This is a genomic window from Tardibacter chloracetimidivorans, from assembly GCF_001890385.1.
Taxonomy (GTDB): Bacteria; Pseudomonadota; Alphaproteobacteria; order Sphingomonadales; family Sphingomonadaceae; genus Tardibacter; species Tardibacter chloracetimidivorans.
This window is the reverse complement of the sequence record NZ_CP018221.1, coordinates 160,870-179,459: the sequence shown is the minus strand read 5'-3', so window position 1 is coordinate 179,459 and position 18,590 is coordinate 160,870. Positions and strand designations below refer to the sequence as shown.

The following is an 18,590-nucleotide window of genomic DNA, read 5'->3' as shown; positions in this document are numbered from 1 at the left end:
ATGGCGGTCTATACGCATGTGCCCGCCGATGAACTCGCGCGGTTTCTGAAGCAATATGACGAAGGCGAACTGGTTTCGGCCAAGGGGATCGCCGAAGGGGTCGAGAACTCCAACTATCTGATCGACACCACGCGTGGACGCTACATCCTCACCCTTTATGAAAAGCGGGTGGCGGAGAAGGACCTCCCCTTCTTCCTGTCGCTGACCGAACATGCGGCAGGCAAGGGTCTGCCCGTACCCGGCCCCATCCATGATCGGCTTGGCCGCGTCCTCCAACGGCTGGCGGGCCGCCCGGCCTGTCTGATCGAGTTTCTTGCGGGCGTCTCGCTCGATGAGCCGAATCCTGACGCCTGCGCCGAAATCGGCCGGTTTCTTGCCCGCTTTCATGAGGCAGTGGCGGATTTCCCGCTGGACCGGCGGAATGGCCTGTCGCTCGCTGCCTGGAGAAAGCTGGCGGCGCAATGCGGCGACGGACTGGCGCAGATCGCGCCGGACCTGCCGGCGCTGGTGGACGCGCAACTGGGCGCGCTGGAGCGGGAATGGCCACATTCGCTTCCATCGGGGGTCATCCACGCCGATCTTTTTCCAGACAATGCGCTGTTTCGCAACGGCAGGATCAGCGGAGTCATCGACTTCTACTTCGCCTGCACCGACAGCTTTGCCTATGATCTGGCGGTCACCCACTCCTCATGGTGCTTTTCCGCGGATGGCAAGGAACATCACGCCGACCGCACCCAGGCGCTGATCGAGGGTTATCAATCGCTCCGGCCGCTGTCGGAGGCGGAAAAGCAGGCGTTTCCGGTGCTCTGCCGGGGGGCGGCGATGCGGTTCCTGATGACCCGTTGCTATGACTGGCTGAACACGCCCGCCGACGCGATGGTGAACCGCAAGGATCCGCTCGCCTTCCGCCGCCGCCTCGATTTCTACATCCAGTCCGGCAAAGGCCTGATCGGCTGATGGCTGACATTCAGGAAGTCGAGATTTACACGGACGGCGCGTGCAAGGGCAATCCCGGTCCCGGCGGCTGGGGCGCGATCCTGCGCCAGGGCGATCGGGAGCTTGAACTCTCCGGCGGCGAGCCGCTTACCACCAACAACCGCATGGAAATAACCGCTGCGATCGAGGGGCTGAAGGCGCTGAAGCGGCCCTGCAAGGTCACGCTCTACACCGACAGCGTCTATGTGCGCGACGGCATCACCAAGTGGATTTTCGGCTGGCAGCGCAACGGCTGGCGTACGGCCGACCGCAAGCCGGTGAAGAATGCCGAACTGTGGCAGGCCCTGCTTGAGGCCGCCCGCCCCCATAGCGTTCACTGGCAATGGGTGAAGGGCCATTCGGGACACCCGGAGAACGAGCGCGCAGACCAGCTTGCCTGCGCCGCCGCCGAAAGGCAGCGCGGGGGCTGAGAGCCCGTTCGCAGACCCCACCCAGCCGGATTGCCCGCCAATTCGAACACGCATGAAAAAGCCCGCCGGATCGTTCCGGCGGGCTTTTCGTCAGTTCACGAAAGAAGGTGAGACTTATTCCTCGCCCTCATTCTCGCCCGCACCCGCGACCGCAGCCAGCGGGTCCTGCCCATAGGCCAGTTCCCCCGGCTCGTCACGGGACACAAGCTCTTCCGCCGTTACGACATTGTCGTCGCGTTCGGTCAACGCCGGTTGCCGGGCGCGTTGCGCGGCGCGAAGGGCGGCGTCGCGGCTGTTGGCGGTGACGCGAAGGCGACTCATCGCAGCGCCCGTACCCGCCGGTATCAGACGCCCGACGATGACGTTTTCCTTCAGGCCGTTGAGCGTGTCGATCTTGCCCTGGACAGACGCTTCGGTCAGCACGCGCGTCGTCTCCTGGAACGACGCCGCCGAAATGAACGACCGGGTCTGGAGCGAGGCCTTGGTGATGCCCAGCAACACCGGCTTGCCGTCGGCAAGCTTGCGACCCTCGGCGGCGGCCTTGGCGTTGATCTCGTCCATCTCCTCGCGGTCCACCTGCTCGCCGACCAGCAGCGTGGTGTCCCCCGATTCGGTGATCTCGACCTTCTGCAGCATCTGGCGGACGATCACCTCGATGTGCTTGTCGTTGATCTTCACGCCCTGGAGCCGGTAGACTTCCTGAATCTCCGCCACCAGATATTCGGCCAGCGCTTCCACGCCCAGCACGTCAAGGATGTCGTGCGGATCGGGGTTGCCGTCGATCAGGTAATCGCCGCGCTGGATGAAGTCGCCTTCCTGCACGGTCATGTGCTTGCCCTTGGGCACCAGATACTCGATCGGCTCCTGCGACGGGTCTTCAGGACGAAGGATGATCCGGCGCTTGGCCTTGTAATCCTTGCCGAACTCGACCCGGCCGGAAACGCGCGCGATGATCGCGTTGTCCTTGGGCTTGCGCGCCTCGAACAGCTCGGCCACCCGCGGCAGACCGCCGGTGATGTCGCGTGTCTTTGCGGCTTCACGCGGAATACGCGCGATCACGTCGCCTGCTTCCACCCGCTGCCCCTCGTTGACCGAGAGGATCGAGTCCACCGACAGCAGATAGCGTGCCGCCTCGCCGGAATTCTCGTCCAGCAAGGTGATGCGCGGGCGCAGATCGTCCTTCTTGTTGGAACGGGCGCGCCAATCCACCACCACCTTGTTGGTGATGCCGGTGGCTTCGTCCACCTGCTCTTCAAGCGACTGACCCTCGATCAGGTCCTGGTACTTAACCGTACCGGCGCTCTCGGTAATGATCGGCAGCGTGTACGGATCCCATTCGGCCATCCGCTCGCCCTTGGACACGATGTGACCGCTCTCGAACTGGAGCGTCGCGCCATAGGGAATGCGGAAGGTCGCCCGTTCACGGCCCTCGCTGTCGATGATCGCGATTTCACCGGCACGCGACAGCGATACACGGCGGCCGCGACCGTCGACGATCGTCGGCATGTTGCGATATTCGAGCGTGCCGTCCACCGGCGCTTCCAGCGTCGACTGTTCGGACACCTGCGCCGCGCCGCCGATGTGGAAGGTCCGCATCGTAAGCTGCGTGCCCGGCTCACCGATCGACTGGGCCGCGATCACGCCGACCGCTTCGCCCATGTTCACCGGCGTACCGCGCGCGAGATCGCGCCCATAACAGGCGGCGCACACGCCCGTCTTGGATTCGCAGATCAGCGGACTGCGGATCTTGACGACAGGAACGCCCACCGCCTCAACCAGGGCAACAGCCGCCTCATCCAGCAGGGTGCCCAGCGGGATGACCGTCTCATTGGTCTTGGTGTCGATGATGTCCTCGGCGACAGTACGGCCCAGGATGCGTTCGGCAAGCGACACGATGGTCGTGCCGCCTTCGATGATCGCGCGGGTTTCAAGCGCGCGCTCGGTGCCGCAATCCTCCTCGATGACGACGCAATCCTGGCTTACGTCCACCAGTCGGCGGGTGAGATAGCCGGAGTTGGCCGTTTTCAACGCGGTGTCGGCCAGACCCTTGCGAGCGCCGTGCGTGGAGTTGAAATATTCAAGGACGGTCAGCCCTTCCTTGAAGTTCGAGATGATCGGCGTCTCGATGATTTCACCGCTCGGCTTGGCCATCAGGCCGCGCATGCCGGCAAGCTGCTTGATCTGGGCCTGGCTGCCGCGCGCGCCGGAATGCGCCATCATGTAAATGGCATTGATCGGCTTTTCACGCCCGTTATCCAGCTTCTGTTTGGACGAAATGCGCTTCATCATCGCGTCGGCCACGCGGTCACCGCAGCGTGCCCAGGCGTCCACGACCTTGTTGTACTTCTCGCCCTGGGTGATCAGGCCATCCTGATACTGCTGCTCAAAGTCCTTCACCAAGGTTTTGGTTTCGCTGACCATTTCCTCCTTTTCGGGCGGAATGACCATGTCGTCCTTGCCAAACGAGATACCCGCCGAACAGGCGTGACGGAAGCCAAGCGCCATGATCGCGTCGGCGAACAGCACCGTCTCCTTCTGGCCGGTGTGGCGATAGACGGTATCGATGACGTCGCCGATCTCCTTCTTCGTGAGAAGGCGATTGACCACATCGAACGGCACCTTGTGGCTCTTCGGCAGCGTTTCACCGATGAGCATGCGGCCAGGCGTGGTCTGGGCGCGCTTCATATAGGTGTTGCCGTCCTCGTCCGTCTGCGGAACGCGGCTGGTGATCTTGGAGTGCAGAGTCACCGCGCCCACGTTCAGCGCCTGATGGACCTCCACCATGTCGCTCAGAAGCATGCCTTCGCCCGGCTCGCCTTCGAGTTCCATCGACAGATAATAGAGGCCAAGGACCATGTCCTGCGACGGCACGATGATCGGCTTGCCGTTCGCGGGGCTGAGGATGTTGTTGGTCGACATCATCAGCACGCGCGCCTCAAGCTGCGCTTCAAGGCTCAGCGGCACATGGACGGCCATCTGGTCGCCGTCGAAGTCGGCGTTGAAGGCCGAGCACACCAGCGGGTGAAGCTGGATCGCCTTGCCTTCGATCAGCACTGGCTCGAACGCCTGGATGCCGAGACGGTGAAGCGTCGGCGCGCGGTTCAGAAGCACGGGATGTTCGCGGATCACCTCGTCGAGGATGTCCCAGACTTCCTTGCGCTCTTTTTCCACCCATTTCTTCGCCTGCTTCAGCGTCATCGACAGGCCCTTGGCGTCGAGACGGGCGTAGATGAAGGGCTTGAACAGCTCCAGCGCCATCTTCTTGGGCAAGCCGCACTGATGCAGCTTCAGTTCGGGGCCGGTCACGATGACCGAGCGGCCCGAATAGTCGACGCGCTTGCCGAGCAGGTTCTGACGGAACCGGCCCTGCTTGCCCTTCAACATGTCGCTGAGCGATTTCAACGGCCGCTTGTTGGCGCCCGTGATGGTGCGGCCACGACGGCCATTGTCGAACAGCGCATCGACCGACTCCTGAAGCATGCGCTTTTCGTTGCGGACGATGATGTCGGGCGCACGCAGTTCGATCAGCCGCTTCAGACGGTTGTTCCGGTTGATCACGCGGCGATAGAGGTCGTTCAGATCCGACGTCGCGAAACGGCCGCCGTCGAGCGGCACCAGCGGACGCAGTTCGGGCGGGATGACCGGAACGACGTTCAGCACCATCCACTCCGGACGGTTGCCGGATTCGAGGAAGCTTTCGACAACCTTCAGCCGCTTGATGATCTTCTTCGGCTTCAGCTCCGACTTGGTCGTGGCCAGTTCTTCGAGGAGCTGTACCTTCTCGCCCTCGAGGTCGAGTTCCTCAAGCAGCTTGCGTACGGCTTCAGCGCCGATGCCGGCGGTGAAGGCGTCCTCGCCATGCTCGTCCTGCGCTTCCATCAGCTCGTCTTCGTTGAGAAGCTGGAACTTGGTGAGCGGCGTCAGGCCGGGTTCGATGACGATATAGTTTTCAAAATAGAGGACGCGCTCAAGGTCCTTCAGCGGCATGTCCAGCAGCAGGCCGATGCGCGACGGCAGCGACTTCAGGAACCAGATATGCGCCACCGGGGCCGCAAGCTCGATATGGCCCATCCGCTCGCGGCGGACCTTGGAAACCGTGACTTCGACACCGCATTTTTCGCAGACGATGCCCTTGTATTTCATGCGCTTGTACTTGCCGCACAAGCATTCATAGTCCTTGATCGGACCAAAGATGCGCGCGCAGAACAGGCCGTCCCGCTCCGGCTTGAAGGTGCGGTAGTTGATCGTCTCCGGCTTCTTGATCTCGCCGTAGGACCAGCTCCGGATGCGTTCTGGAGAAGCCAGTCCGATCTGGATCTGGTCAAACGTCTCCGGCTTCGCCGCGGGGTTCATGAAGTTCATCAGTTCCTGGTTCATGCCCAAGTCCTTCCTCGAAACTCTGTGCCCCTCTCCCGCCGGGAGAGGGGAAAAACATTAAGCGGCGTCGTCGACGACTTCGGCGTTGGTCAGCTCGACATTGAGGCCAAGCGAACGCATTTCCTTGACGAGCACGTTGAAGCTCTCCGGAATGCCGGCCTCGAAGGTATCGTCGCCCTTGACGATCGCTTCATAGACCTTGGTGCGGCCGACCACGTCGTCGGATTTCACCGTCAGCATTTCCTGCAAGGTATATGCAGCGCCATAGGCCTGAAGCGCCCAGACCTCCATTTCGCCGAAGCGCTGGCCGCCGAACTGTGCCTTGCCGCCCAGCGGCTGCTGGGTGACGAGGCTGTACGGTCCGATCGACCGGGCGTGGATCTTGTCGTCCACCAGATGGTGCAGCTTCAGCATATAGATGTAGCCGACAGTCACCTTGCGGTCGAACTGCTCGCCCGTGCGGCCATCGTACAGCTCGACCTGACCCGAGCTGTCGAGCCCGGCCAGTTCCAGCATCTCCGACACGTCCGCCTCGCGCGCACCGTCGAACACCGGGGTCGCCATCGGCACGCCGCCCTTCACATTGGCGGCGAGTTCCAGCAGGTCCTCGTTGCTCTGCGCGTCGATCTCCGCATGATAGGCCTTGCCGTAGATCGACTTGAGCTGGTCGCGGACCCGCGTCGCGTCGCCGCTGTCCAGCCCCTGCGCCTTGCTGTTGATGTCTTCCAGCAATGCGCCGATCTGCTTGCCCAGACCGCGCGCGGCCCAGCCCAGATGCGTTTCGAAGATCTGGCCCACGTTCATCCGGCTCGGCACGCCAAGCGGGTTCAGCACGATGTCGACATGCGTGCCGTCCTCAAGGAACGGCATGTCCTCGACCGGGAGAATGCGCGAGATAACGCCCTTGTTCCCGTGACGGCCGGCCATCTTGTCGCCCGGCTGCAGCTTGCGCTTCACCGCGACGAAGACCTTCACCATCTTCAGCACGCCCGGCGGCAGCTCGTCGCCGCGCTGCAGCTTCTCGACCTTGTCCTCGAACCGCTTCTGCAGGTTGGTCTGCGCCTCTTCCCAGGCGCCATGCATGGCTTCCAGGTCGGACTGGACCTTGTCGTCGGCCACCGCGAACTTCCACCATTCGCGCTTTTCGACGCTGTCGAGCAGCTCGTCGTCGATCACGCCGCCCTTCTTCACACCCTTGGGCGCGGCCGCGGCGGTCTGCCCCAGCAGCACTTCGCGAAGCCGCGTGTAGGTCGCGCGGTTCAGAATGGCGCGCTCGTCCTCGCGGTCCTTCGTCAGGCGGTCGATCTCCTCACGTTCGATCGCAAGCGCGCGCTCGTCCTTGTCGATGCCGTGGCGGTTGAACACCCGGACTTCGACCACGGTGCCCGCCACGCCCGGCGGCAGCCGCAGCGAGGTGTCGCGCACGTCCGACGCCTTTTCACCGAAGATCGCGCGGAGCAGCTTTTCTTCCGGCGTCATCGGGCTTTCGCCCTTCGGCGTGATCTTGCCGCACAGGATATCGCCCGGCTCCACCTCTGCGCCGATATAGACGATGCCCGCCTCGTCCAGGTTCCTGAGCGCTTCCTCGCCCACGTTCGGGATGTCGCGGGTGATATCTTCCGGCCCGAGCTTGGTGTCGCGGGCCATCACCTCGAACTCCTCGATGTGGATCGAGGTGAAGACGTCGTCCTTCACGATCCGCTCTGAGATCAGGATGGAATCCTCATAATTGTATCCGTTCCAGGGCATGAACGCGACCAGCACGTTGCGCCCCAGCGCCAGTTCGCCCAGCTCGGTCGAAGGACCGTCGGCGATCACCTCGCCCCGGGCCACCAGATCGCCCACCTTCACCAGCGGGCGCTGATTGATGCAGGTGTTCTGGTTCGAACGCTGGAACTTCATCAGCGTGTAGATGTCGACTCCGGTCTTGCCCGCCTCGGTCTCTTCCGTGGCGCGAACGACGATGCGGGTGGCGTCCACCTGATCGACGATGCCCGTCCGCTTGGCAGTGATCGCGGCGCCTGAATCGCGCGCCACGGTCGCTTCCATGCCGGTTCCGACGAAGGGCGCTTCGGCGCGCACCAGCGGCACGGCCTGGCGTTGCATGTTGGAACCCATCAGCGCGCGGTTGGCGTCATCGTTTTCCAGGAACGGGATAAGCGACGCTGCAACGGACACGAGCTGCTTGGGCGACACGTCCATCAGCGTGATCTGCTCGCGCGGCGCCATCAGGAACTCGCCCGCCTCACGCGCCGAGATCAGTTCCTCGACGAAGCTCCCCTCGCCGTCCAGCTCCGCGTTCGCCTGGGCGATCGTGTGCTTGGCCTCTTCCATCGCCGACAGATAGACCACCTCGTCGGTGACCTTGCCGCCCACGATCTTGCGATAGGGCGTCTCGATAAAGCCGTATTTGTTCACCCGGCTGAACGTCGCCAGCGAGTTGATCAGGCCGATGTTCGGCCCTTCCGGCGTTTCGATCGGGCAGATGCGGCCATAGTGCGTCGGATGGACGTCGCGAACCTCGAAGCCGGCGCGCTCGCGCGTGAGGCCGCCCGGCCCAAGCGCCGACACGCGGCGCTTGTGGGTGACTTCCGACAACGGATTGGTCTGGTCCATGAACTGCGACAGCTGCGACGAGCCGAAGAACTCGCGCACCGCGGCCACCGCCGGCTTGGCGTTGATCAGGTCGTTCGGCATCACGGTCGAGATGTCGACCGAGGACATCCGCTCCTTCACCGCGCGTTCCATGCGCAGCAGTCCGACGCGATACTGGTTTTCCAGCAGTTCGCCCACCGAACGGACGCGGCGGTTGCCCAGATTGTCGATGTCGTCGATCTCGCCCTTGCCGTCCTTCAGGTCGACCAGGGTCTTGATGACCGAAAGAATGTCTTCGGTGCGCAGCGTCGTCACATCGTCCGGGCAGTCCAGCTCCAGACGCATGTTCATCTTGACGCGGCCGACGGCCGACAGGTCATAGCGTTCGGGATCGAAGAACAGCCCCGCGAACAGCGCCTCGGCGGTCTCGCGCGTCGGCGGTTCGCCAGGACGCATCACGCGATAGATGTCGCTGAGCGCCTGGTCGCGCTCCTCGGCCTTGTCGGCCATCAGCGTGTTGCGGATCCACGGACCGACATTGACATGGTCGATGTCGAGCAGCTCGATCTTGTCGAAGCCCGCCTTGTCCAGCCTTTCGAGGTTTTCGGCCGAAAGCTCGTCGCCCGCCTCGATATAGATTTCGCCGGTGGTCTCGTTGATGAGATCATAGGCGGAATAGCGGCCGAAGATTTCCTCGGTCGGGATCAGCAGTTCCTTCAGCCCGTCGGTCTGCGCCTTCTTGGCGGCGCGCGGCGACACCTTCTGGCCCAGCGGAAAGGCGACTTCGCCCGTCTCGGCGTTGACGACGTCGAACATCGGCTTCTGGCCGCGCCACTGCTCCGGCTCAAAAGGCACGCGCCAGCCGTTCGGATCACGCGCCCAGCTGACGCGGTTGTAGAAGTGGTTGAGGATTTCCTCGGAATTCATGCCCAGCGCATAGAGCAGCGACGTCACCGGCAGCTTGCGCTTGCGGTCGATGCGGACGTTGACGATGTCCTTGGCGTCGAACTCGAAATCGAGCCAGGAGCCGCGATAGGGGATCACGCGCGCCGCAAACAGATATTTGCCCGACGAATGCGTCTTGCCGCGGTCATGGTCGAAGAATACGCCCGGCGACCGGTGCATCTGCGACACGATCACGCGTTCGGTGCCGTTGACGATGAACGTGCCGTTCTGCGTCATCAGCGGCATGTCGCCCATGTAGACGTCCTGCTCCTTGATATCGAGCACGGACCGGGCTTCCGTATCGGGATCGACCTCGAACACGATCAGGCGCAGCGTGACGCGCATCGGCGCGGCAAAGGTCATGCCCCGCTGACGGCATTCATCGACATCGTATTTGGGGTCTTCCAGCTCGTAGAAGACGAAATCCAGCTCTGCGGTACCCGCGAAATCCCGGATCGGAAACACCGAGCGCAGGGTCTTCTCAAGCCCCGACACATAGCCGTCGGCCGGCCGCGAGCGAAGGAACTGCTCGTAGCTCTCGCGCTGCACCTCGATCAGGTTCGGCATCTGCACCACTTCGTGGATGTCGCCGAAAACCTTGCGGATGCGCTTCCTTGCCGTCACGTTGCCGGCGGCCTTCGCGCCTGCGGTCGTTGGGGCTATCTGGGTTGCCATGTGTTCCTGCCTCGCGCCGTGTCAAATCCGGTCCGGCCTCGCAGCCGGGTGGAGCCTTTAGATACACCAGAACGACGAAGGGTGCGGCCTCCCGGCTCTGGGAAACCACACCGCAGCGTCGTGTCGTCCTTCCGGTTCCCAATTCGTTGGGCCCGCTGCGCAACTGCAGGCCCTATCCCGGAAACCGGCCGGAAACCCGCCTCGCGGCGCAGCCCTGAAGCCGCGCCGGAAGCGGATGGATTTCAGTTACTTCAGCTCGACAGTGGCGCCGGCCTCTTCGAGCTGCTTCTTGACCTTCTCGGCCTCGTCCTTGCTCACGCCTTCCTTGACGGCCTTCGGCGCGCTCTCGACGAGAGTCTTCGCTTCGGTCAGGCCAAGGCCGGTGATCGCGCGGATTTCCTTGATCACGTTGATCTTCTTGCCACCGTCGCCGGTGAGGATGACGTCGAATTCGGTCTTTTCCTCAGCAGCCGCGGCGCCAGCGCCACCGCCGGCCGGAGCAGCCGCAACAGCGACAGCAGCGGCGGCCGAAACGCCCCACTTCTCTTCCAGAAGCTTGGCGAGTTCCGCCGCTTCCAGAACGGTCAGGTTCGAAAGGTCGTCAACGATTTTCTGAAGGTCTGCCATTGATAGTCTCCATATGGGGCATGTGCCCCCTAGATTTCAAGATGATAGGTTCGATCAGGCGGCTGCGCTGTCGCCATAAGCGGCGAATACGCGAGCCAGCTTGGATGCCGGCGCATTGGCGAGCTGGGCAACCTTGGTCGCGGGCGCATTGATAAGCCCCACGATCTTGGCGCGCAGTTCGTCCAGCGACGGCAGTTCGGCCAGCGCCTTGACTCCGTTCACGTCCAACACGGTGTCGCCCATCGCCCCGCCCACGATTTCGAACTTGTCGTTCTTCTTCGCGAACTCAACGGCCACCTTGGCCGCTGCGACGGGATCGACCGACGTGGCAAGGCCGGTAGGCCCAACCAGCAATCCGTCGAGCGACGTGTATGACGTGCCATCGAGAGCCAGACGGGCAAGCCTGTTCTTGGCCACTTTATAGCTGGCGCCTGCTTCACGCATCTTGACCCGAAGCTCGGTGGCCTGGGCAACCGTCATTCCCTTGTTGAGGGTGACGACGACCACGCCCGTCTCGGACAAGACTTTGTTCAGCTCGGCAACCAGTTCGGCCTTTTCAGCTCGATCCATGCCTCACTCCTTTACTGACCTTCGGCCCATCCGAAGGTCCGCTTGCGGCCCCTGACCCGATACGCCGGCCAGAAGCCTGTCCGAGGGGTGGTCGCCTGACCGGATCGGCGGAAAACCGCTTCATCGGCAGACCCGGCCTTCCATCGCACGGAAGAACCGGAAAACCATTTCCCCGTCTGTGCCGGCGGATTTTAAGCCTCCTCACGGAAGCGCCAGCAGTCTCGGACGGAACACGCCCGGAGCCGAAACCCCGGACTAACTAAAAAACTCAGACCGTAGCCGTATCCGCCACGTCCACCTTGAGGCCCGGCCCCATGGTCGACGACAGCGCGATCTTCTGGACATATTTACCCTTCGCGCCCGACGGCTTCGCCTTCACGATCGCATCCACGAACGCATCGAAATTGGCGCGCAGGTCCTCGGCGGGGAAGCTCGCCTTGCCGATGCCCGAATGAATGATGCCCGCCTTTTCGACGCGGAACTCCACCTGACCGCCCTTGGCCGCCTTCACGGCTTCCGCGACGTTCGGAGTCACCGTGCCCAGCTTCGGGTTCGGCATCAGGCCCTTGGGACCCAGCACCTTTCCGAGCCGGCCGACGAGGCCCATCATGTCGGGAGTCGCAATGCAGCGGTCGAACTCGATCTTGCCGCCCTGCACGATCTCGAGCAGGTCTTCGGCGCCGACCACATCGGCTCCGGCAGCCTTTGCCTCTTCAGCCTTGTCGCCACGCGCGAACACGCCGACGCGCACCGTCTTGCCGGTGCCCTTGGGCAGGGTCACGACGCCGCGAACCATCTGATCGGCGTGCCGCGGATCGACGCCGAGGTTGATCGCAACCTCCACGGTCTCGTCGAACTTCGAAGTCGCATTCGCCTTCACCAGCGAGATCGCCTCGTCCACCGGATGAAGCTTTTGCGAATCAACGGTTTCGGCCAGCTTCTTTGCCTTCTTGCTCAGCTTTGCCATGACCTCAGCCCTCCACCACTTCGAGGCCCATCGCGCGGGCGGAGCCTTCGATCGTCTTCGTCGCCGCCTCGATGTCGTGGGCGTTCAGATCCTTCATCTTCAGTTCGGCGATCTCGCGCAGCTTGGAGCGGGCGATCTTGCCGGCCGACACCTTGCCCGGCTCCTTGGAGCCCGACTTCAGGTTGGCGGCCTTCTTGATGAGGAAGGATGCGGGCGGGGTCTTGGTTTCGAAAGAGAAGCTGCGATCCGCATAGACGGTGATGATCGTCGGGATCGGCATGCTCTTTTCAAGGTCCTGGGTCTGCGCGTTGAACGCCTTGCAGAACTCCATGATGTTGACGCCGCGCTGGCCCAGCGCCGGACCGATCGGCGGCGACGGGTTCGCTGCGCCCGCAGGCACCTGCAGCTTGATGTAACCGGTAATCTTCTTTGCCATCTTTCGTCACCCTTCATGCCCCGAAAACACCGGGGCGATGCGGTCTAGCGGTCCAGACGGACATCCGAGGACATCCTCCCGCTCAGCATGCCGGGCTCAACCGCAACGGCCCGGCAAATTCAAAGCCTATTTGTTCCGCTCGACCTGCTCGAACTCCAGTTCGACGGGCGTCGCACGCCCGAAGATCGACACGGACACCTTCACGCGGCCGCGATCGTAATCGATCTCCTCCACCGCGCCGTTGAAGCTGGCGAACGGGCCGTCCAGCACCTTCACGCTGTCGCCGATCTCGAAGTCGACCTTCAGCTTCGCCTTGGGCGCAGCGGCCGCCTGCTCGTCGCGCGTGTTCAGGATTCGCGCCGCCTCGGCCTCGCTGATCGCCTGCGGCTTGCCCGACGAACCGAGGAATCCCGTCACCTTTGGCGTGTTCTTCACCAGGTGATAGACGTCGTCGTTCATCTCCAGCTTCGCCAGCACATAGCCGGGGAAGAACTTGCGGTCGGACACCACCTTCTTGCCGCGCCGGACCTCGGTCACCTTTTCCGTCGGCACCTCGACCGCTTCCACGAGCTGCTCCAGCCCCAGACGCGCCGCATCGGACAGGATTGCATCGCGGACCTTGTTCTCGAAGCCCGAATAGGCGTGGATAATATACCAGCGCGACATGTGTTGACCCGGTTCCTCGCCCTATAAACTCAAGCAGCCAGCGACAGAAGGAATCGAACGATCCTGCCCAGGATCTGATCGACCCCAAGGAAGAAGATCGAAAGCAGCGTGGTCATGATCAGCACCATCACGGTCGTCAGCACGGTTTCGCGGCGCGAGGGCCAGCTGACCCTCGCCGTTTCGTTGCGAACCTGCCGGACGAACTCGCCGGGTGAGACCTTTGCCATTCTGTTCGGCCGTCCTGTCTGCGCTCAATCCAAAAACACAACAAACCGCCCAAGCCGCGCCTCACCTTCCGGCGACCGCCGCTTGGACCTAACCTGTCGTCCCGGCCCTATTAGGCCCGTCTTCCCGCGCCCGCAAGAGCGGCCGCGAGGAAACTGGCAGGAGTGGAGGGACTCGAACCCACGGCCCTCGGTTTTGGAGACCGATGCTCTACCAACTGAGCTACACTCCTAAGGCCAAGGGCGGCGTCTATAGGCTCAGCCGTGCAAGCACGCAAGCCTCTGCGAAAGAAGCATACAGCCTATGGGGAGATTGGAGCGGGTGAAGGGAATCGAACCCTCGTCGTAAGCTTGGAAGGCTTCTGCTCTACCATTGAGCTACACCCGCGCCCTGCCCCGCGCTTGCCCTGAAATCGGCTGCGCAGTCAAGCGTCTCAATGTCTGGTCTGGGTCATCCTGTCCACATAGGCGATGCCGATCGCCGAAAGGATGAAGACGCAGTGGATCACCGTCTGCCAAAGCACGCCTTCCGACGTATAGCGCGCGCCCTCGCTGCCGAGATTGCTCGATTCGATGAAGGTTCGCAGCAGGTGGATCGACGAGATGCCGATGATCGCCATCGCCAGCTTCACCTTCAGAATGCCCGCGTTCACGTGACTCAGCCATTCGGGCTGGTCCGGATGCCCCTGAAGCCGCAGTCTGGAAACGAAGGTCTCGTAACCGCCTACGATCACCATGACGAGCAGGTTGGAGATCATCACCACGTCGATCAGACCCAGCACCACCAGCATGATCTGCTGCTCGCCGAACTCATTGGCATGGCTCAGCAGATGGTACAGTTCCTTCAGGAACAGGAAGACATAGACGCACTGCGCGACGATGAGGCCGAGATAAAGCGGCAGCTGAAGCCAGCGCGAGCCGAAAATCAGCATCGGCAGCGGGCGGAGCGGTGCATCGACGGCGCCTAAAACATCCGAGCTTGGCTGGGCCATGTCGCTATGTGATCCCTATGAGGTTGAAAGCGCGCTCCCTCTAGGTCATTGAGCCGGGAGCCGTAAAGTACGCTTCGCGCCGAAGCATTCCCACGAAGGAGCTGGCATGAATGAGCGGTGAGCGGTCTTGGCGCCCGATGCTAGAGCATTGGGTGAGGCGGATAGGTTGCAGGCTGGATTGGCATTTTAGGGCTTTTGACCCTGTGAAGGAGCTTACCCGCCGCCTGCCGCCGAACGACCAGCTTGAGGCCCGGAAGCATCCGGTGACCTCGGATAGGAGTTTGGCCGGGCCGTTCACACCCATTGAGGGTTCCGCCTCACCCAACGAGCGGAGAATAGCCATGTCCTTTATCGGTGTCGATCTTCATCAGAACAGCATCACGGTGTGCCGGCGCGAGCCGGACGGGGCTCAGAGCTTCGAGACGCTCACGTTGTCGGCCGCCGACATGGAGCGATTCTGCCTGAGCCTCGACGCCGACGACGAGGTGGCGATCGAGGCGACCGGCAACAGCGCCTGGTTCCGCGATCAGGTGCTGCCCTGCGTCGGGCGGGTGGTGGTGGTCAATCCATCGCAGTTCAAGGTGATCAGGAAGTCGGTGAAGAAGACCGACCGCAACGACGCTGCGGCGCTTGCACTGTTCCTGTCCAAGGACATGCTGCCCGAGACGCGGGCCAGGACGCAGGACCAGAGCGAGCTGGCCTCGCTCACCCATACGCGCGACGTTCTGGTCAAGCAGCGCACGCGGCTGCTCAACAAGATCCACGCGCTGCATGTGCGCAAGGGGCTGAAGCTCAAAAAGGAAAGCCTCGGATCGAAGCGAGGGCTCGCCGCCATCGACCTGGACCTCTTCTCCCGCTGCGAAGTAATCGAGATCGAGGTGCTGCGCGAGCAGGCGCTGTCGCTGAGCGCCAGCCTTGCCCATCTCGACCGCGAGATCGAAGGCGTTGCCGCGACCTTTGACGGCTACGAAGGGCTGACCAGCATCAAGGGCGTGGGGCCGCGCTCGGCCGCAGTGCTGCTCACCGCCATCGGCAACGTCCATGACTTTGCCAGCGCCGACAAGCTCGCCGCCTACTTCGGCATCGTGCCGCGCGTCAGACAGTCGAACGAAACCGATCATCGCGGCCGCATCACGAAACAAGGCAACCGCCTCGCGCGGACCACGCTGGTGCAATGCACGCTCAGTGCCATCCGCTACTCGCCCTATCTCAAGGGCTATCACAATCGCATCCGAGAGCGCCGCGGCTTCGGCAAGGCCATTATCGCCACTGCCCGCAAGCTGCTGACGATCATCTATGACACCCTCAAAAACGGATGGGTGTTCAATGACTTCACTCAGTTCCAGCGCCGGGAAGATCTCATCCCCGCTGGACAATCATCATAGGAGCAGCCGCAATGATCGAAGTCGAATGGTGGGAATATGACGACGCCGCCGAAATGGCCGAGGCCGTTGCCGGCGACATCGGGTTCATCATCGAAAGCGCGCTGGATGCGCGCGGCCAGGCGCTGATCGCGCTGCCGGGCGGCAAGTCCCCCGTGCCGATCTTCGAGAAGCTGGCGGCGGCGAAGATCAAGTGGAAGCACGTCACCATCATCCCCACCGACGACCGGCTGGTGCCTGTCGACAGCCCCATGAGCAACGTCGGCATGATCGCCAGACAGTTCCTGCCCAAGGGCGCGCGCGTGCTGCCGATCACGGCCGAGGCGGCCGCCGACTACCGGGCCGCCGGCAAGGCCGCCGACGCAAGGCTCGCCGATCTGCAATGGCCGCCCGATCTCGTCTGGCTTGGCGTGGGCGAAGACGGCCATGCCGCATCGATCTTTCCCGGTCCCGATTTGGAGGAGGCGCTGGAAGGTCCCAAAACCCGCCGCGCGCTGGGCGTGATGCCCGACCCCATGCCCGCCGATGCGCCGGTGCCGCGGGTCACGCTGAGCCGGGCGGCCATTCTCTCAGCGCGCACCCTCACGCTGGCGTTCAGCGGCGATGCAAAGCGCGCAGTGGTGGAACAGGCGATCAAGGACGGGCCGCTCTCGAACACGCCGATCGGCCGCATTCTGGCCGAAACCGAAGTGCCGATCGACATTCATTGGTGCGCGGAGGAATAGGAGCGCGCCCATCTCACTGATGCGGGTCTGCGCCGGCGGCGTCGCCCGCCCGTCAGTCCCGCTGAAACGGCTGGTTGAACGAACCGCGAGCGATGGCTACTGCCTTGTCCGCATGTCCCTGCGTGATCCGCCGCAAGGCCATCAGCAGGTTGCTGGCGATCAGGAACGGCAATTTGGCGGGGCTGTGCTTGCGGCCGAAGAGCATCTTGCTTCTGGCTAGATAATATTCCGAGAACGCGCTGCGCCGGGCCAGTTCGCGGCTGGACCCGATGCTTCCGCCTTCCTTGTGGTAGATGACGGCGTCTGCCGCGAAGCCCGTCGAAAACCGGCCGCGCGCCTGCATCGCCCAATCGATTTCCTCGAAATACAGAAAATAGCGCTCGTCCATCAGGCCGATGGCTTCCACGCACGGCCGGGATATGGCGAGCGAGGCTCCACAGACGAAATCGGTTTTGGATATGACCTCGCCGGCATCGAAAGCGGCCTCGACGGGCTGTCCGGCAGCGATCGGATATCCCCTGCCCGTCCAGCTCGAATAGCGGGACCCGTTCAGCAGTTGGAGCCGGTCGGGGCGAAAATAATAGCGGACCACCGTGCCCAGCATGCCGCAGGCGCTGTCGCGTTCGAATGCGCGGACCACGGCCGCCGGGGCATCTGGCTCGACGACCGTGTCGTTGTTCAGCAGCCAGATATATTTGATGTCGGGGTCGCGCAGCGCCATGCGCATGCCGACATTGTTACCCCCGGCATATCCGAGATTGTCGCCCGTGTTGATGATGATGAGCCGTGATGAGGGCACATCGCCCTCTTCGGCCTGCTGACGGTTCAACACGACATGCTCCACCGGCTTGGGGACCGCCGGCCGCGTCAGATGGGCAAGCGTATCGGATTTCGGTTCGACCGGCCTTTCGCCCCTGGCCCAGGCGAGGATTTTCTCCACCGATCCGTCGCCTGACTGATTGTCGCAGACGATCAGCCGCATGGGCTGCTGGCTGTGCATGAGCGATTCAAGACACTCGATCGTGTCCTCGGCTGACCGCCAGTTGACCATGATGACGGCGAGGGGAGCCCTCTCTAGCGATTCCATCGCTGCGCCTCGCTGTGCCGGGACATCATCTGGCGAAGCATCGCAGCGGCGCGGAACAGCCGGATGCGGACAAGCACGCGACTGGCTTTCAGCCTTGAAGGCAGGCCGGTCAGCTTTTCGGACAGGGCGATGGTCCCCAGATGCGGGAAGATCGACAGGACCACCGCAATCGACCTCGCCGTCCATTTCAGCACATGCGCTTTGCCGCCCCGCGATTTTTCCAGCTCATGGGCGATATGCCTGGACCATTTGCTCTCGAGCTCGGCCACCGATTTGCGCGCCGGATGATAAACAAGCATCTGCGGATTGTACGACAGCTTCATGCCCGCCGCGCGCGCCCGGCGCCCCCAGTCCATGTCTTCGGCGACGGTTATCCCTGCAAAAGGGCCGATCCGCGCGAAATCGCTCTTCCAGAAGGCGAGGTTTCCGGTGCCGGAAAAATGCTTCTTCGTGATGTACAGCTTCTGGCGATAGCCGAACACCGCCTCATATGCCTCAACCTCGGTGAAGCGGCCGGGACTTTGCCGTGCGATCTGGACATCGCCGCCATGGATGGTGCCAGCCCCCCCTGCCGCAAGCGCATTCAGCGCGGATTCGACCCAGCGGCTGTCGGCGATGCAATCGGCGTCGACGCAGGCGATCATCTCCGTTTCCGCCAACCCGACGCCCGTGTTCCGTGCTGGACCGGGGCCGATCTCCCGTTCAGAGACCATGCGAACGTCCGGATAGCGGCGGGAAACATTCTGCCGGCCGGTTTCGAAATCGGTCGAGCCATTGTCGACGACGATGATGTCATATCTGTCCCGGGGAAGAGTCTGGGAATGCAGAGACGCCAGGCAGTCGTCGAGCTGCCGCCACTGATGCAGATGGGGGATGACGATCGTTATCCTGTCCGGACTGCCCCCTGGCATGCTGC

The 18,590-nt window shown here is 62.9% G+C and carries 15 protein-coding genes and 2 tRNA genes; 4 read left to right on the top strand and 13 right to left on the bottom strand.

The features are described 5' to 3' along the window. Both thrB and rnhA read left to right on the top strand, forming a co-directional pair. Positions 1-957 carry a homoserine kinase gene (gene thrB / locus BSL82_RS00945; RefSeq protein WP_072595618.1) on the top strand — a complete coding sequence of 319 codons (957 nt, stop codon included), beginning with the start codon at positions 1-3 and terminating at the stop codon, positions 955-957. Further along, on the top strand, positions 957-1,406 hold the full coding sequence (rnhA, locus tag BSL82_RS00940; protein ID WP_072595617.1) for a ribonuclease HI: 450 nt from the start codon (positions 957-959) through the stop codon (positions 1,404-1,406). The genes thrB and rnhA overlap by 1 nt, the downstream gene beginning before the upstream one ends. 114 nt (positions 1,407-1,520) lie before the next feature. On the opposite strand, the gene rpoC is transcribed toward rnhA, so the two are convergent. The 11 genes from rpoC to BSL82_RS00885 all read right to left on the bottom strand — a co-directional run bounded on the left by rpoC (position 1,521) and on the right by BSL82_RS00885 (position 14,480). After that, positions 1,521-5,783 carry a DNA-directed RNA polymerase subunit beta' gene (rpoC, locus tag BSL82_RS00935; protein WP_072595616.1) on the bottom strand — a complete coding sequence of 1,421 codons (4,263 nt, stop codon included), beginning with the start codon at positions 5,781-5,783 and terminating at the stop codon, positions 1,521-1,523. A 57-nt stretch (positions 5,784-5,840) separates the two neighbouring features. Beyond that, positions 5,841-9,998 (bottom strand): DNA-directed RNA polymerase subunit beta, encoded by a 4,158-nt coding sequence (gene rpoB, locus BSL82_RS00930; RefSeq protein ID WP_072595615.1) that lies wholly within the window; start codon positions 9,996-9,998, stop codon positions 5,841-5,843. A 246-nt stretch (positions 9,999-10,244) separates the two neighbouring features. Next, positions 10,245-10,625 carry a 50S ribosomal protein L7/L12 gene (gene rplL, locus BSL82_RS00925; protein WP_072595614.1) on the bottom strand — a complete coding sequence of 127 codons (381 nt, stop codon included), beginning with the start codon at positions 10,623-10,625 and terminating at the stop codon, positions 10,245-10,247. Between the two features lie 54 nt (positions 10,626-10,679). Further along, positions 10,680-11,195: a 50S ribosomal protein L10 gene (gene rplJ / locus BSL82_RS00920; protein WP_072595613.1), complete on the bottom strand. Its 516-nt coding sequence runs from the start codon at positions 11,193-11,195 to the stop codon at positions 10,680-10,682. 268 nt (positions 11,196-11,463) lie between these two features. Continuing rightward, a complete protein-coding gene (rplA, locus tag BSL82_RS00915) occupies positions 11,464-12,162 on the bottom strand; it encodes a 50S ribosomal protein L1 (protein ID WP_072595612.1) in 699 nt (232 codons plus the stop codon). A 4-nt stretch (positions 12,163-12,166) separates the two neighbouring features. Next, the gene (rplK, locus tag BSL82_RS00910) at positions 12,167-12,598 is read right to left on the bottom strand and encodes a 50S ribosomal protein L11 (protein ID WP_072595611.1); all 432 of its coding nucleotides are present in this window, start codon (positions 12,596-12,598) and stop codon (positions 12,167-12,169) included. A gap of 126 nt (positions 12,599-12,724) precedes the next feature. After that, on the bottom strand, positions 12,725-13,264 hold the full coding sequence (gene nusG / locus BSL82_RS00905) for a transcription termination/antitermination protein NusG (RefSeq protein ID WP_072595610.1): 540 nt from the start codon (positions 13,262-13,264) through the stop codon (positions 12,725-12,727). Between the two features lie 29 nt (positions 13,265-13,293). Next, complete coding sequence (gene secE, locus BSL82_RS00900; RefSeq protein WP_072595609.1) at positions 13,294-13,491, bottom strand: preprotein translocase subunit SecE; 198 nt, start codon at positions 13,489-13,491, stop codon at positions 13,294-13,296. Between the two features lie 154 nt (positions 13,492-13,645). Further along, positions 13,646-13,721, bottom strand: a tRNA-Trp gene (locus tag BSL82_RS00895). A gap of 81 nt (positions 13,722-13,802) precedes the next feature. Next, positions 13,803-13,876 (bottom strand) — tRNA-Gly (locus BSL82_RS00890). 46 nt (positions 13,877-13,922) lie between these two features. After that, a complete protein-coding gene (locus tag BSL82_RS00885) occupies positions 13,923-14,480 on the bottom strand; it encodes a TIGR00645 family protein (protein ID WP_072595608.1) in 558 nt (185 codons plus the stop codon). Positions 14,481-14,821: 341 nt separating this feature from the next. Here BSL82_RS00885 and BSL82_RS00880 point away from each other — a divergent pair, with 341 nt between their 5' ends. Both BSL82_RS00880 and pgl read left to right on the top strand, forming a co-directional pair. Then, the gene (locus BSL82_RS00880; protein ID WP_072595607.1) at positions 14,822-15,865 is read left to right on the top strand and encodes an IS110 family RNA-guided transposase; all 1,044 of its coding nucleotides are present in this window, start codon (positions 14,822-14,824) and stop codon (positions 15,863-15,865) included. An 11-nt stretch (positions 15,866-15,876) separates the two neighbouring features. Beyond that, positions 15,877-16,587: a 6-phosphogluconolactonase gene (pgl, locus tag BSL82_RS00875; protein WP_072595606.1), complete on the top strand. Its 711-nt coding sequence runs from the start codon at positions 15,877-15,879 to the stop codon at positions 16,585-16,587. A 52-nt stretch (positions 16,588-16,639) separates the two neighbouring features. Here pgl and BSL82_RS00870 read toward each other — a convergent pair whose 3' ends face one another. Then, a complete protein-coding gene (locus BSL82_RS00870; RefSeq protein WP_072595605.1) occupies positions 16,640-17,674 on the bottom strand; it encodes a glycosyltransferase family 2 protein in 1,035 nt (344 codons plus the stop codon). Further along, positions 17,662-18,585 (bottom strand): glycosyltransferase family 2 protein, encoded by a 924-nt coding sequence (locus BSL82_RS00865; RefSeq protein ID WP_072595604.1) that lies wholly within the window; start codon positions 18,583-18,585, stop codon positions 17,662-17,664. The genes BSL82_RS00870 and BSL82_RS00865 overlap by 13 nt, the downstream gene beginning before the upstream one ends. Positions 18,586-18,590: the final 5 nt, after the last annotated feature.